Source organism: Neobacillus terrisolis, assembly GCF_051233475.1.
Lineage (GTDB): Bacteria > Bacillota > Bacilli > Bacillales > Cytobacillaceae > Bacillus_BU.
The window spans coordinates 78030-92498 of sequence record NZ_JBKFGH010000001.1 but is presented as its reverse complement, the minus strand read 5'-3'; the positions used below and the strand labels follow the sequence as shown (position 1 = coordinate 92498).

The window sequence follows — 14469 nt, the reverse complement described above, 5'->3', positions numbered from 1 at the left end:
TGGGGGACTGTCCCCCAGCGCTTTACTGCTTTATCATAACGGGGGACAGTCCCCCGTTGCTTTAAAGTGTTAAATTTAGTTATGACAGGATCCGTTTTTCCCCGTCGATTTCTTGGATTGGGCTGATGTTTTGGGTGAATTCAAGAGTTCCGATATATTCACCATTCTCATCGCGTACCGCGAAGTAGCGGATATATACATATTTATCTTTGAATTTAATCCAGAAGTCTTCGGTATCTTTCAGGTCTGCTTTAAAATCAGCCAACAGCTGTTCAACAGTGTGTACGCTCCGTGGCGGGTGGCAATTTTGAACGGTTCTGCCAATCACGGCCTTAGTCCGGGCAAAAATCCGTTCCTTCCCATGTGAGAAGTAGCGCACAACATCGTCTTTATCAATAAACGTAATATCGACTGGCAGGTGATTGAGCATAAGCTCTAATTGTTTTAAAGAAAGGATTCCGGTTTCCATTCGGATGAAACCTTCCGAAATCGCATCGCCCTCTACTGCTTTTCTTTCTGGCTTCCAAACACCCGCTGGACTTGTCAAGCAATAGCCAATTTCATCACTTTCATGAGCGATTTTAACCCATTCATCTTCTGTAAGAGTATTAAGGGCCATTGGGAATAAGATATTTTCTTCCTTAAAAATCATTTCGGTTACTTCTCGAATCACGAACGTAAACTCCTCGTTAATCTTCTGCTTATCCCCATCGTAGCTCACCAATAATTTCTTTACATATTTAATGCCATCGCGGATATGATCGTCCACACCCCACATTACCTTCGTCGGTCCAAAAATGCCGTACTTTTCTAAATAAGGGAAAAGAAGATTCTCTTTACGGCTGTAATGCTTATCAATGTCGAGCAATAAATTTAAATCCTCAATCAATTTATACACATTTTCTTCGGAGTCTTCTTTAAGGAATCGTTCAAAGTGCAACTGAAGCTTGAAGTTGACCAACAGATCAATTTCCTTGTTTTCTAGCTTCCAGGTATGAATAGGGTGTCCTGGCTGGTCTTCAGCCTTATCAGAACGGTGAATCTCTTCAATCGAACCTTTAAAAATCGCAGCATGGACAGAACAAAGACGTTGAACCTCTGAAACAGGGATTCCTTCTTCCTCCATTAATGCCTGCTCCAACTGGGAAATTTCCGCCACGGTAATGCTGCCAACAGCGTCTTCAAATTGCGCTTTTACTTCTTCAACGCTTTTTCCATTATGCAAATCTTTAATAATTTTTTTCAAAATCTCTTGGCGTTCAGTGTTGCTTAAAGTTGGAAGCTCACGGTTATTGATCATTTCGCTCATGATAATTCTCCTCTGTATTTTTAAATTTATATTCAAGATCTAATAGCTATTTTTATTAATAAAAAAGATAAAGGAAGTCTTTCAGTCTTAAACATAAAAACCTGACGTTCCTTACCTTGAAAACTAGTGATAATATTTCTCAATCACAATGTAACATATCGGCATAAAGATAATTGTGATGGAAATCACGTGCTTAAAAAAATCGTAAACTCCCGAAGTTTTGTGAAAATATCCAGAAAAATCGAACTCTTCAAATGAAATATTGTTACAATAAAGAAAAGAATAGTAGCAATCATTTTTCATCCTTCGATAATTTCTTAAGTTAAAACATGAACTGAAAAATGAGAGGAGTGAGAATATGTCCAAACGTCTTGTAAAAAAACATGAGCTTCAGTTTTTGAAACGCGAGCTGCAATACCTTCAGGAAGCTGACGTTCTTACAGTAGAAAAATCAAAAGAAATACAAGATCTCTATGGAGAGGAAAAACGTCTTTCTTTTACAAAAACACTTCTGTATGTTGGTTCGATTCTAATTGGGGCGGGGATTCTAAGTTTCGTGGCGAGCAACTGGGCTGAAATGGGTAAGCTGTTTAAGTTCCTGTTTATATTAACTCTATTAATCGGCTGTAATCTGACTGGATATTTGATGGAAAAGCATTTCCCGAAAACAGCTAAAAGCTTTTATTACCTTGGAGTGATCGTTTTCGGAGCAGGAATATTTCTAATTGGGCAAATGTTCCATTTAGGCGGTGATTTTCGTTCTGCCTTTTATTGGTGGTCTCTGGGGATTATGCCACTTGCTTGGGTATTAAAGGATAAATGGATATTGCTTGCGGCATCGATTTTTATGGCCATTTACATAGGCGATGGGGCATTTATTGGCGGGGAAATGATCAATTTCTGGGTAATCCTCTGGCTGATTGCTATTTATTTAATCAATGATCAAATTGGTTTTTTCCGGGTGACCGGCTTTGTCTTAGGGATTCTGAGTTTGCAATTTATCTGGACGGTTCTTATTTATTTTACAGATGGAATCCAAGAGGTCGAGTATATTTACGGCTTAGTCTATTTAGCCATTGGAGTCGTTTTGATCCTGTTCCAAGGTAAAATAAGAGAAGTCTTTGTCTTTTTAGGACATCTTGTCCATTGTGGCGCGGCGCTTCTTTTATCTTTTGAAGGATCATGGCCGCTTGATTGGGCTTATATTCCGTTCTCGATTGTGTATTTGCTATTCGTTCTTTATTTAATCAAAAAGGGAAGCTTGGTCAACATCATCATCCTTTGCATCATGATTTTCCGTTTTTATATCGATCTTTCGCTTGAGTTTTTAGACAAATCTGTTGTGTTTATAATAGGCGGACTCATCTTGCTGGGCTTCGGTTTTTACTTTGAAAAACAGCGAAAAAAAGGGGGGAGCCTATATGAGTAAACGGACAAAGTATCTTTTGTTAGCTTGCTTAGTTCCAGTGTTTATTCTGTTAGGAATGACAGTCAAGCCTCTATACACGATTTACAATGGAGAAGAAATCCTTTTACAAACAATCCCTGTTGACCCATCTGACCCATTTCGTGGAGACTATGTATCATTAAGATTTGAAGTGGAAGAAGTACCCTTAAACTTAGTTGATCAGGAAATTCTTGATAAAAGAGATACGATGTATAATGCTCAAGTGTATGTTTCATTAGGGAAAGAGGGGAGTGTATATTCTCCAACAAAGGTATCGCTTCATAAGCCAAGCAAGGGAATCTTTTTAAAAGGGAATCTGCAATATTTTGATAAAAGCTGGAATCCTGTTAGTCAAAAAGAAGCAGTTGAGGTGGCGTTTATCAACTATAGTATCGATAAGTATTTCGTAGAAGATAACACTGGTCTTGAGTGGGAACAGGCTTCTACAAGAGGTGATATTGTCGCTAAAGTAAAAGTGTTTAACGGCTATGCTTATTTGACTGATATCATGATGGAAGATTAACTTATAAATATTGATCGTAAAATAACCAAAATAGTTTTGCTGGAAATTTTATGATAAAATAATACTAATGTTAGAATAATTCGATATTTCCAGAGGGAGTAACTTGCCTTTTATGATAAGTGTCTAGCTTCAGGGTTTCATTGGCTCAAGAACATGAGCCGAAGGGCGGCCAGGCACTTTTTAAAAAGGATTCAAAGTCGTCATTGCGGTTATTCTTTAACCCGGCTTTGAAAAGCTAGTATAGTTGAGTGAGACTCTGCAGCAAGTTTTTTTCGCTGCAGAGTCTTTTGTTTGTAGTGAGGGCTTGTAAGGGGGAGAGAAAAATGAGTGAATTTTACAGGCAGACATCTGAGGAAGCAATGGCAGAATTAGGAGTTACAAAAGAGGGATTACATACAGACGAAATACAAGAAAGAAGGAAAGCATACGGTTTTAACGAACTCGAGGAAGCGGAAAGAAGTACGTTTATTCAAGTGTTTTTTCGCCAGTTTAAAGATTTTCTTGTTTTCATTTTGTTGGTAGCGGCAACGGTGTCGGCATTCCTTGGTAAGGCAGAGAGTACGATTGTTATCCTCATTGTAGTGATTTTAAATGCGATTCTTGGCACCGTTCAGCATATGAAAGCAGAGCAGTCGTTAAAAAGTCTAAAGGCTTTAACGTCACCTTCAGCAAAAGTTATGCGCAATGGACAAAAAGAGGAGATTCCTTCAAAGGAATTGGTTCCCGGAGATATTCTTTATTTGGATGCAGGTGATTTTGTCAGTGCTGATGGTCGAATCTTAGAGAGTCACAGCTTGCAAGTAAATGAAAGTTCACTGACGGGTGAGTCAGAAAGTGTCCTGAAATTCACTGAGGCGATTCCTCAAGGGAATATGGTGATTGGCGATCAAAAAAATATGGTGTTTTCCGGTAGCTTTGCAACATATGGAAGGGCTGTAGTTCTCGTTACAGGAACAGGGATGAAGACGGAAATAGGCCGAATAGCAACCTTGATGGAAACAGCAAAGGAAAAGAAAACACCGCTTCAGGTCAATTTAGATAGCTTTGGGAAAAAGCTCGCCTTTATGATCATCGTATTGTCTATGTTCATCTTTGCACTAGACATCGTCAGAGGAAGAGATGTGGTTGATTCATTTATGTTTGCCGTATCGCTGGCAGTCGCGGCTATTCCTGAGGCATTAAGTTCCATCGTCACAATCGTACTAGCGCTTGGTACGCAGAAAATGGCAAAGGAAAATGCGATTATTAGGCATTTGCACGCGGTTGAAAGTCTAGGCAGCATTTCTGTTATTTGTTCCGATAAAACAGGGACATTGACAGAAAACAAAATGACGGTCAAAAAGGTATGGGTTGACGGTAACGCGCTTGCCCACAATGAATTGCGGTTCGATCATGAGGTAGAGAAACGTCTGTTAACGATGGCACTCCTCTGCAATGATGCCGTCACGATAGAAAATAAAGAAATTGGAGACCCTACCGAAGTAGCATTGGTAAACCTTGGAGAAGAATACAACTTGGATGAGTTGGTAATCCGGGAAAACTATTTGCGGATTGGCGAGTTACCGTTCGACTCTGATCGTAAGCTAATGAGTACAGTAAACATGGTTAACGATCAATTATTTATGATCACAAAGGGGGCCCCTGATGTACTTTTAACAAGGATTAATAGAATTAGTACTTCAACAGGAGTTGTGTCACTTTCTGAGAAACACAGACAAGAAATTGAAGATGCGTATGGGAATTTTTCTCAAGAGGGATTACGCGTCCTCGGTTTTGCTTATAAAGAGCTTGATTCTAGTCCTGAAATCAGTGTTAATGACGAGTCAGAATTGATTTTCGCAGGCTTGATTGCCATGGTGGATCCGCCGCGTGCCGAATCATTGGCAGCAGTAGAGAGCTGTATTCGGGCTGGCATCAAACCTGTTATGATCACGGGAGATCATAAAATAACGGCTTGTGCGATTGCGAAGCAGACGGGAATTTTAAAAAATGAACAAGAAGCCATTGAAGGGTCAGAGCTTGAAAGCATGAGTGATGAGGACCTGCGTGAAAAAGTAACGGCGCTATCCGTTTATGCACGGGTATCGCCAGAACATAAAATTCGGATTGTTCGGGCATGGCAGGATCGAGGAAATGTTGTGGCGATGACAGGGGACGGAGTGAATGATGCACCTGCCTTAAAACAAGCAGATATCGGGGTTGCAATGGGGATCACGGGTACGGAGGTCGCCAAGGATGCAGCTTCCATGGTTCTGACCGATGATAATTTTTCCACGATTGTTAAAGCCATTAATAATGGCCGCAGCATCTTTGCCAATATCAAAAACTCTATTAAGTTTCTTTTATCAGGAAATACGGCCGGAATTCTATCTGTCTTATATGCTTCCTTAGGGGCGCTGCCTGTTCCGTTTGCCCCTGTTCATTTGTTGTTCATCAACTTGTTAACGGACAGCCTGCCAGCTATTGCAGTTGGGCTTGAGCCGCATAGCAAAAATGTGATGAAGGATAAGCCAAGGGATATTACCGTTCCAATTTTGAATAAATCGTTTGGAGCAGAAGTCATTGTTGAAGGACTGATTATTGGGATTGTGACAATCTTGGCGTTCCATGCTGGATTAGCACCCGACAATACAGCTGTTGCCAGCACGATGGCGTTTTCAACCCTTTGTCTATCAAGGCTGCTACATGGTTTCAATTCAAGATCGAAAGAGTCGATTTTTAAGATTGGTTTGTTTACGAATAAATATATTTGGATTGCGGTCCTGTTAGGGGTTGCTTTGCTTAATCTCGTATTATGGTTTCCACCGCTTATGCAGGTATTTGAAATTGCCGAGCTAACAACCAAGCAATATATGACAGTAGTCGGCTTAAGCTTCCTGCCATTAATCACGATTCAAATGTATAAACTATTTTTCATAAAATAAAAAATGAGTGTCTGACCTATCGGGAGACTGTATGTAAAGGGTCAGACACTTTTTCAGCAACGTTTGTCTTTTTGTGAATCTTTTGTAAAAATGGTTTATGTGCACTTTGTACTGAAGGAGGGAAATAAATGTATGAATTAGACTTACATCATATTTTTCAACTTGTTCTCATTTTAGTTATGCTAGCAGCTGGAATTACAGCGATTGCTAAAAAATTCAAGCAGCCCTACCCAATTGCGCTTGTAATAATTGGGGCGATCATTGGACTTGTTAATATTCCAGTATTGGAGCCTTTAAAAACATTTATCACCGAAGGAGAAGTGTTTAATTTTGTGATCATTACGATGTTTCTCCCGGCATTATTAGGTGAAGCTGCGTTTAAGCTTCCATTTTCGCATCTTGTTGACAATAAAAGACCAATAATAGCACTAGCTTTTGGTGGTACGTTATTATCATTTATTATTATTGGGTTTGCTGGAATCTGGCTGTTAGATTTTTCTATCCCTGCTGCGTTTGTATTCGCAGCCCTAATGAGCGCTACTGACCCTGTCAGTGTTCTATCCATTTTTAAAAGCGTGGGTGTGAAAAAACGATTGGCAATTGTTATTGAAGGTGAAAGTTTGTTTAATGATGGCTTAGCCGTTGTCCTTTTTAAAATATCTGCTTTTTATCTTCTTACATATATGGAACTCGGAATTGAGGGTGCAGGCCATGGTTTGTGGGAGTTTATTAAAGTTATCTCACTTGGTCTCATTATTGGAGGAGCACTTGGCTACGGATTTTCAAAGCTAACCAAATTCTTTGATGACTATCCGTTGGAAATTATTTTTAGTATTATCCTGTTCTATGGTTCGTTTTTAATCGCTGAAAGTGTTCATGCATCGGGTGTCATCGCCGTCGTTGTTGCCGCTTTAGTTCTTGGAAATTATGGAGCAAAGATTGGCATGAGTCCAACAACTAAATTAAATATTAATAACTTTTGGGATGTTACAGCATTGCTGGCAAACTCACTTGTCTTTTTAATGGTTGGTTTAGAAATTACGATTATCGATGTAGCTGATAAATGGAATTTAATTTTTCTTGCGATCGTAATCGTATTAGTGGCTAGAAGTATTGCCGTGTATCTCAGTTTATCTTTTATTAAAAATTTCCCGAATTCGTGGAAGCATGTTATTAATTGGGGTGGATTAAAAGGCTCTTTATCCATTGCCCTCGTCCTTAGTTTGCCAAGAAATTTTGAAGGGCGTGAGGAAATCTTAATTCTGGCCTTTAGTGTAGTATTATTTTCGCTTGTTATACAAGGACTATCCGTTAAACCGCTTTTATCTTGGTTAGGAGTTAATAAAAAAGAGGAAGGGTTTAATGAGTATGAACAATTGATTGCTCAAGCTTACAGGTTAGAGTCTGCAATTAATGAAATAAACAAGACTAAAAAGGATTTGTATATGACCGAAAATGTTACAAAGGGTCTTATCCAACAATATGAGCAAGAACTTTTGGATATGAAAAACGAAATTGATGTCCTATTTCAAAAATATCCCGAATTAAAGGTTAAGCAGCAAGAGATGCTTCACAAACAATCGTTATATGCTCAGCACGAAGCGATCGAGCGCTTATTAAAAGAGGAAGTCATTTCAAGTGAAGTTGCCGAGCAGCAACAGGAGGCTATTACGAATCAGTTAGTAAAGCTGGAGAATGGACATTAGGTAAGGAGCATGAAACAAAAAAAGTGATGAGGAAGTCCTCATCACTTTACCGTTTCACCGCAACGGGGGACAGTCCCCCGTTGCGGTGAAGTGTTAAGATATTTTTCTTGATTGCTGTTTTGTAAGTGAATCGACTCGGTTACCGCTCTTTTGAAAAATAAACGAAAGGATGGTTACGAGTGTAACGGTAACTAGACATACTATCGTACCGATGAGGTTATTTGCATTGAATAGGAACGCTACAAAAATGATCGACAGGCCAATAAGGGCAAAAACCGTCGTATATGGGTGCCATTTCATCCGGAAATCAGGCATTTCCTTGTAATGTGGACGGAGTTTCAATTGTGCAGCACAAATAACCATCCAAATTAAGATAATCGTAAATCCGGGAATTGACATTAGATAACCAATTACATGATCAGGTGTCATATAGGCTAAAAATACGCCACCAAAAATAAATACAGTCGTAATCATGATTCCATTTAAAGGTATACCAGATTTAGTTGTTTTCATTAAACTTTTAGGAGCTTCACCGCTTTGCGCCATCGCAAACAATGTACGGGAAGTTGCGTAAATACCTGAATTAGCTGCAGAAAGAACAGCCGTTACAAGCACAAAATTCATCACGTCAGCGGCTCCAGGAATCCCCGCTAAATCGAAGACCTGTACAAAAGGACTAGACTCAGAGGAAACTTCGTTCCAAGGCATAAGTCCGCAAATAATAAGGATCGGTAATACATAAAATAAGATAACTCTTATGACAGTTCCCTTGACTACTTTTGGGATTACTCGTTTTGCATCTTTCGTCTCGGATACAGCAACCCCAATTAGTTCAGCACCGCCATATGAAAACATTACAACTAATAATGCGCTAACCATTCCACCCATACCATTCGGGAAAAATCCGCCATTGCCAGTAATGTTACTGATAGGATTTTGAATGGAACTTGGGAAAATTCCAAATAAAATAAATGTTCCTAGAATAATAAATAGAGTTAATGCTAGAATTTTAATTCCAGCGAACCAGAACTCCATTTCTCCATAATATTTTACATCAAACAAATTAATTCCAACGATTAAAGCTGCGCACAATAAACTGAAAACCCATAATGGTACGGAAGGATACCAATACTGTAAAAAGCTTGCTGCCGCAATTAACTCTACAGTAACAACGAGGATCCAGTTAATCCAATAAAGCCATCCAACAATAAAGCTGGTCCGATAGCCAAATGCCTTATAAACGAGGCGCTGTACGTTTAAGTTCGGATATACTGAACCCATTTCGCCTAAAGCCGCCATAACAATAAACAGCAATAGCCCACCAATTAAATAGGCGACCACAACACTTGGACCAGCCATATTTAAGGTCTCCGCGCTACCTTTAAAAATTCCTGTGCCGATCATACCGGCAAGTGCAATGAACTGAACATGTCTAGGCAATAAGCCTTTTTTCAAATCTGGTTGATTATTCTCCATTCATTAACGACCCTTCCATTAATCTACAATTTTATTTTCCCTTGAACGCTTAGACGCTTTTACGTATTAAAGCAACAATATTATTATACTAATATATCTTATTTTCAGAAATTAGTCAATAAAGGAAGACCTCCAGCTTAAGGTAAAATAACCCAAGGTGGAGGTCCTATTTTTGCTTAATCAACATTTTTCAGATGCTTCCCTTTTACGAACCGGTAAGCTAAGTAGGCAACATATAAAGGTCCTGCAATATAAATAAGAAATGGAAATTGTTCATATGTACTTTTATAACTTACATATAATAGACAACCGAGAAAAATTGTGACGATGGTTCCGTATTTTGGGAGAGGAATTTCTTTAAAGCTAGGAATTCTAATTTTACTCACCATTAAAAAGCACATCGCAGTAAATATAACAGTTGTGACAATTTGCGGAATTCGATCCCCGAATAGCGTAAGCAGGGCAATGATTCCGCCAGCAGCTGTGATTGGGACCCCAATAAAGTAATTGAGTGAAGACTTATCGGAACTAATGTTAAATCTAGCCAAACGATAAGCACCGAACAATGGAAATAATCCAGCAACCGCAAGTCCCAACAGTTTAAATTGGAAAAAATAAGTATAATACATTAAGAAGGAAGGCGCGACTCCGAACGTTACAATATCAGCTAAAGAGTCCAACTCTTTTCCTAAAGCTGAATCTGCATTAAGCATCCGGGCCAATCTGCCATCCATACTATCTAACATCATGCCGATAATGATCAAAATGGCTGCATTTTTATAGTGACCGTAAGCAGCAAAACCAACCGATAAAAAACCGCAATATAAATTTCCGAGTGTAAACATGTTTGGTATCATCTTTGTAAATCGCAATATTCTCAACTCTTTCCCTTTGTGTGACAATTTCAAAATATGTAATGTAATGCTTATTTTTTTGCATCAAATATATTAAAATCATATCCATTAAGTATTATCTTAACACTATCTAAAAATAACTCATAATAAAATTCGCTTCTCTCTTATGAAAATGATAACCTAAACAATAGAATTAGATTTTCGTGAAAGTATTGAAAAATCAACCATTTTTACTTTAGGCTGGTGCAAATGATTAAAAAATTATTTAGGAATTTAAAATTTCTTATATTAAGACTGTTAAGGATCAATGATAGCGCCCATGGGATTGCAATTGGTTTTACGGTTGGCGCATTAATTCATTTTATCCCTACTTTTGGTTTCGGTCCAATTCTCTCCGTTTTATCTGCCAGGTTGTGCAAAGGGAATCTTGTTGCTGGTTTTCTCGGAGGTTTAGTCTTTCTGTGGGTTTTTCCGTTAATGTTTTATTTGAATGTAATTGTTGGCGAAACTTTCCTTTCCATTGATATAAGGGATATCCACAATATGAGCGATATATTTCATGGTGGGGTTATTGTTGCAAAAGTATTTTTTATTGGCATGGTTACCAATATAATTGTTTTTGGGATATTGCTTTACTTTATTGTGTTTTTCTTTGTTAATAAATATCGCTATGACATCTTGATGTTTATCTATAGAAAATGGAAAGTTTAATTAGGATGCAATAAACAAAGATACAATTATTTCTGGGGTGGGGAAGGGTTTTGAAGAAACTGTTACAGGCAAAATTTTCAGTAAGCTTTATTGTAATTATCTTATTATTTTTTGGGTTTAATTGGATTTCAACCGAAAAAGCTATTTCGTTTTCTGAACCAAAGGAAGCATTATTGAGTCTTGATCCAAACTTATTATTAATTCCTGGGTACAAAGTAAATGATCAATCCCTCTATTTTTTTATAAAAGATAAACAGGAGTTGGGGGTAACTTTTCTTCATGAGGGAATTTTCGGCTGGAAAACAGGGGAAATTCGTTTAACCCCAATTGGGGAAATGAAGAATGATGAGGATTATCAAGTATATGACAATTTTTTTGTCTATGGTCTATCGAAAAATGCAGAAAATACATTAATTAAGGTGAATGACAAAGAGGCAAAGATCTTAGATCTGCAAATGTTAGAACCTAGTATCGTGAAGGAATACGGACTAGAAGGAATGTACATATGGTATTTAGAAAGCGATATTCCGTTAGTGGATGGGAAAATAGAACATCTTAACAAGAATACTGGTGAAGTAACAAATTCAACGAAGTTCATAGTAAAAAAAGCTTCAACACAGTAAAGCGGTGGGGGACAGTCCCCCACCGCTTTACTGTGTTGAAGAATGAATAAAGTTTAAGCAGCAAAGTAAAGCAGATTGCTAAAAATAGGGATAAGGAATCATAAATAAATAAAAAATAGGAACAACTAGTCGATAAGAAAGAAGGTAGTGGCGATGTCTAACCAACAAATAGGTGTGATTGGTTTAGCTGTAATGGGAAAAAATTTAGCATTGAATATCGAAAGCCGCGGTTATTCCGTTGCGGTTTTTAATCGATCCTATGATAAAACAGAAGCGTTTTTAAAGAATGAAGCAATGGGCAAGAATTTTATTGGTGCCAAGACCATTGGGGAGTTTGTAAATGCATTAGAAAAACCTCGTAAAATCTTATTAATGGTTCAAGCCGGTACGGCAACGGATGCAACAATTGATACCCTAAAACCATATCTAGAAGAAGGGGATATTCTGATCGATGGTGGGAATACCTTTTTCAAAGATACCATTAGGCGGAATACTGAATTGGCAACGGCAGGTTTCCACTTTATTGGTACAGGGGTTTCCGGCGGGGAGGAAGGAGCATTAAAGGGTCCATCGATTATGCCAGGCGGGAAAAAAGAAGCGTATGAACTCGTACGGCCAATATTGGAGTCTATTTCAGCAAAAGTTGAAGGGGAACCATGCTGTACCTATATTGGTCCAAACGGTGCAGGTCATTATGTAAAAATGGTTCATAACGGGATTGAGTATGGAGATATGCAATTAATATGTGAAGCCTATTTCATTTTAAAAAATGTTCTTGGCTTAACGGCTGAGGAGTTCCATCAGGTCTTTGCTGAGTGGAATAAAGGAGAATTAGATAGTTATTTAATTGAAATTACCGCCGATATTTTCACAAAAATAGATGAAGAAACAGGTAAACCAATGGTTGATCTTATTCTAGATACCGCAGGTCAAAAAGGAACAGGGAAATGGACGAGTCAAAATGCATTAGACTTAGGGGTACCGCTGCCGCTTATTACTGAATCTGTGTTTGCTCGTTTTATTTCGGCAATGAAGGATGAACGCATAAAAGCAAGTAAGGTTCTTAAAGGACCGACTGCACAACCATATGCCGGAAAAAAAGAGGAGCTAATTGAGTCCGTTCGAAAAGCGCTCTATATAAGCAAGATTTGTTCCTACGCCCAAGGTTTTGCCCAAATGAGAGTTGCGTCAGAGGAATACGATTGGGATCTGCGCTACGGTGACATTGCGATGATTTTCCGAGGAGGCTGTATTATTCGTGCTCAATTTTTGCAAAAGATTAAAGACGCCTTTGATCGGGACCCTGCCTTGCCGAATCTTTTATTAGATCCATACTTTAAAGAAATTGTTGAAAGTTACCAGCACTCGTTGCGTCAGGTTCTTGCAGTGGCCATTGAACGTGGTATTCCTGTCCCGGCATTTGCCAGTGCGATTTCATATTTTGACAGCTACCGTACTGAAACCCTGCCGGCAAACCTGTTGCAAGCTCAACGAGACTATTTCGGTGCCCACACTTATCAACGGATTGACAAAGAGGGAGTTTTCCATACAAATTGGATGGATTAACAGCATAAAGTTCTAAAAATAAAAGCACGGGAAGCCAAGTAAAATCATTGGCTCCCCGTGCTTTTATTCTGATTTTTTACTTTTTACAAATCCTACAATGCTATCGATTGTACAGCCAAAAATAAACACTGCAGCCACCACCCAAGTTAGCTTAGACCATTGTGACATAGACGTTTTGGTTAATTCAGCAAATTGAGCAATAAAACCACGATTAATAAGCGACTTATCTAAGACCATTACGGTTACTAAAACACTTATTGCAGTGTTATAAGCAAAATTTATGGTAGCAAGCGGAAAGCTCCAACGTTTTTTAATAAACTTATAAACGTGTATACCAAATTGAATTAAGGCTAGGAAAACGATAGCAGGCAGAAAATCGTTGAGACGTTCCGTCACAAATACTGGCTCAACGAGGATAAAATCTTCATTTTTTAACGTATACCAGCCGATAAGTTCCGGTTTAAAACAAATGATGGCAGTAAAGAACAAAGTGAAAAACATCGCGATCATCATTTCCCCGCGAGTGATCCTATTCTTCTGAGAAGCTGATCCCTTCTTTAAGTCTTCAATGGACCATTTTTGCTTCGCTTTTGAGAAAATTTCTTCACTTATTCCTTGTCTTTCCATGATGACAAATCCGAGCGTAACCCAAAGGAAGGCCTGAGCAGCACCTTGGAAGGCAGAGGAAACCATATCGGCAAATGTTTCAATCAAGAAATTTACTAATCCTGTTGCAACAGTGGTTTCCATTAATTTTTCTAATAAAGCGATCATTGCTGAAACAATCGGAACAATCATCATGACTATTTTAAGGACAGAAAGATATCGATCATAAAGTGCAGGTCCGATCAAATAGCGTTTGACCTTTCGATATTCATCGGCGACAATAGCTGGATTTCCCAGTTCCTCAAGGACTGTTTTGATCTCGTCCTCCGATGGGTTTTCAGAAAGCCTGGCTGTTATTTTTTCGCGTAGTCTTTTCTGAGCGTCCTCTCGGTCAGCTTTTGGCAAACGATTCATTACAGCATCAACATAACGATCAACCAACATCATGTTTTTCTCCTCCAAATAAGGGTCTTCCGAAAGATTCTTATATAAAATATGTTAATTCTCGGAAGTTTTCAAAATTATGAATGTGGATCTTTAGCTGTAATCAATTATTTAATCATCTAAATTATACCATTTGAATATGCAAAGTTGCGTTTTCTAGGCTAACCAACCATTCATAATTTGGCATGCGTGTGAGGGAACAGCAACCCTATAAAATTCACTTGCGGTACAAAAATAATTATTGTAGTATTGTTTTGTTGAAAAAATGTTGTATTAAAAT

General features: G+C 38.4%; 11 protein-coding genes. 7 read left to right on the top strand and 4 right to left on the bottom strand.

The window, feature by feature from the left end:
* Window positions 1–79 precede the first annotated feature (79 nt).
* Entirely contained in the window at window positions 80–1309 is a 1230-nt protein-coding gene (locus tag ACI48O_RS00435; RefSeq protein ID WP_435559720.1) for a DUF438 domain-containing protein, read from the bottom strand.
* 358 nt (window positions 1310–1667) lie between these two features.
* Between ACI48O_RS00435 and ACI48O_RS00430 the strand changes: the two genes are divergently transcribed.
* The 4 genes from ACI48O_RS00430 (at window position 1668) to ACI48O_RS00415 (ending at window position 7909) form a co-directional block, all read left to right on the top strand.
* Window positions 1668–2738 (top strand): DUF2157 domain-containing protein, encoded by a 1071-nt coding sequence (locus ACI48O_RS00430; protein ID WP_435559719.1) that lies wholly within the window; start codon window positions 1668–1670, stop codon window positions 2736–2738.
* The gene (locus ACI48O_RS00425) at window positions 2731–3279 is read left to right on the top strand and encodes a GDYXXLXY domain-containing protein (protein WP_435559718.1); all 549 of its coding nucleotides are present in this window, start codon (window positions 2731–2733) and stop codon (window positions 3277–3279) included. Before ACI48O_RS00430 ends, ACI48O_RS00425 begins: the two co-directional genes overlap by 8 nt.
* Before the next feature lie 323 nt (window positions 3280–3602).
* Complete coding sequence (locus tag ACI48O_RS00420; RefSeq protein WP_435559717.1) at window positions 3603–6203, top strand: cation-translocating P-type ATPase; 2601 nt, start codon at window positions 3603–3605, stop codon at window positions 6201–6203.
* A gap of 128 nt (window positions 6204–6331) precedes the next feature.
* Complete coding sequence (locus tag ACI48O_RS00415) at window positions 6332–7909, top strand: Na+/H+ antiporter (RefSeq protein ID WP_435559716.1); 1578 nt, start codon at window positions 6332–6334, stop codon at window positions 7907–7909.
* Window positions 7910–8002: 93 nt separating this feature from the next.
* On the opposite strand, the gene ACI48O_RS00410 is transcribed toward ACI48O_RS00415, so the two are convergent.
* Together ACI48O_RS00410 and pssA are read right to left on the bottom strand one after the other, a co-directional pair.
* Window positions 8003–9385 carry an amino acid permease gene (locus ACI48O_RS00410; RefSeq protein ID WP_435559715.1) on the bottom strand — a complete coding sequence of 461 codons (1383 nt, stop codon included), beginning with the start codon at window positions 9383–9385 and terminating at the stop codon, window positions 8003–8005.
* Between the two features lie 176 nt (window positions 9386–9561).
* Complete coding sequence (gene pssA, locus ACI48O_RS00405) at window positions 9562–10257, bottom strand: CDP-diacylglycerol--serine O-phosphatidyltransferase (RefSeq protein WP_435559714.1); 696 nt, start codon at window positions 10255–10257, stop codon at window positions 9562–9564.
* Between the two features lie 231 nt (window positions 10258–10488).
* On the opposite strand from pssA, the gene ACI48O_RS00400 reads away from it, so the two are divergent.
* The 3 genes from ACI48O_RS00400 to gndA all read left to right on the top strand — a co-directional run bounded on the left by ACI48O_RS00400 (window position 10489) and on the right by gndA (window position 13139).
* Window positions 10489–10950, top strand: a complete 462-nt coding sequence (locus ACI48O_RS00400) for a DUF2062 domain-containing protein (RefSeq protein WP_435559713.1) — start codon at window positions 10489–10491, stop codon at window positions 10948–10950.
* 50 nt (window positions 10951–11000) lie between these two features.
* The gene (locus ACI48O_RS00395) at window positions 11001–11573 is read left to right on the top strand and encodes an aspartyl-tRNA synthetase (protein ID WP_435559712.1); all 573 of its coding nucleotides are present in this window, start codon (window positions 11001–11003) and stop codon (window positions 11571–11573) included.
* Window positions 11574–11726: 153 nt separating this feature from the next.
* Window positions 11727–13139, top strand: a complete 1413-nt coding sequence (gndA, locus tag ACI48O_RS00390) for an NADP-dependent phosphogluconate dehydrogenase (protein ID WP_435559711.1) — start codon at window positions 11727–11729, stop codon at window positions 13137–13139.
* A gap of 63 nt (window positions 13140–13202) precedes the next feature.
* Here the strand turns inward: gndA and ACI48O_RS00385 are convergent, their stop codons facing one another.
* Window positions 13203–14192 (bottom strand): DUF1700 domain-containing protein, encoded by a 990-nt coding sequence (locus tag ACI48O_RS00385; protein WP_435559710.1) that lies wholly within the window; start codon window positions 14190–14192, stop codon window positions 13203–13205.
* Window positions 14193–14469: the final 277 nt, after the last annotated feature.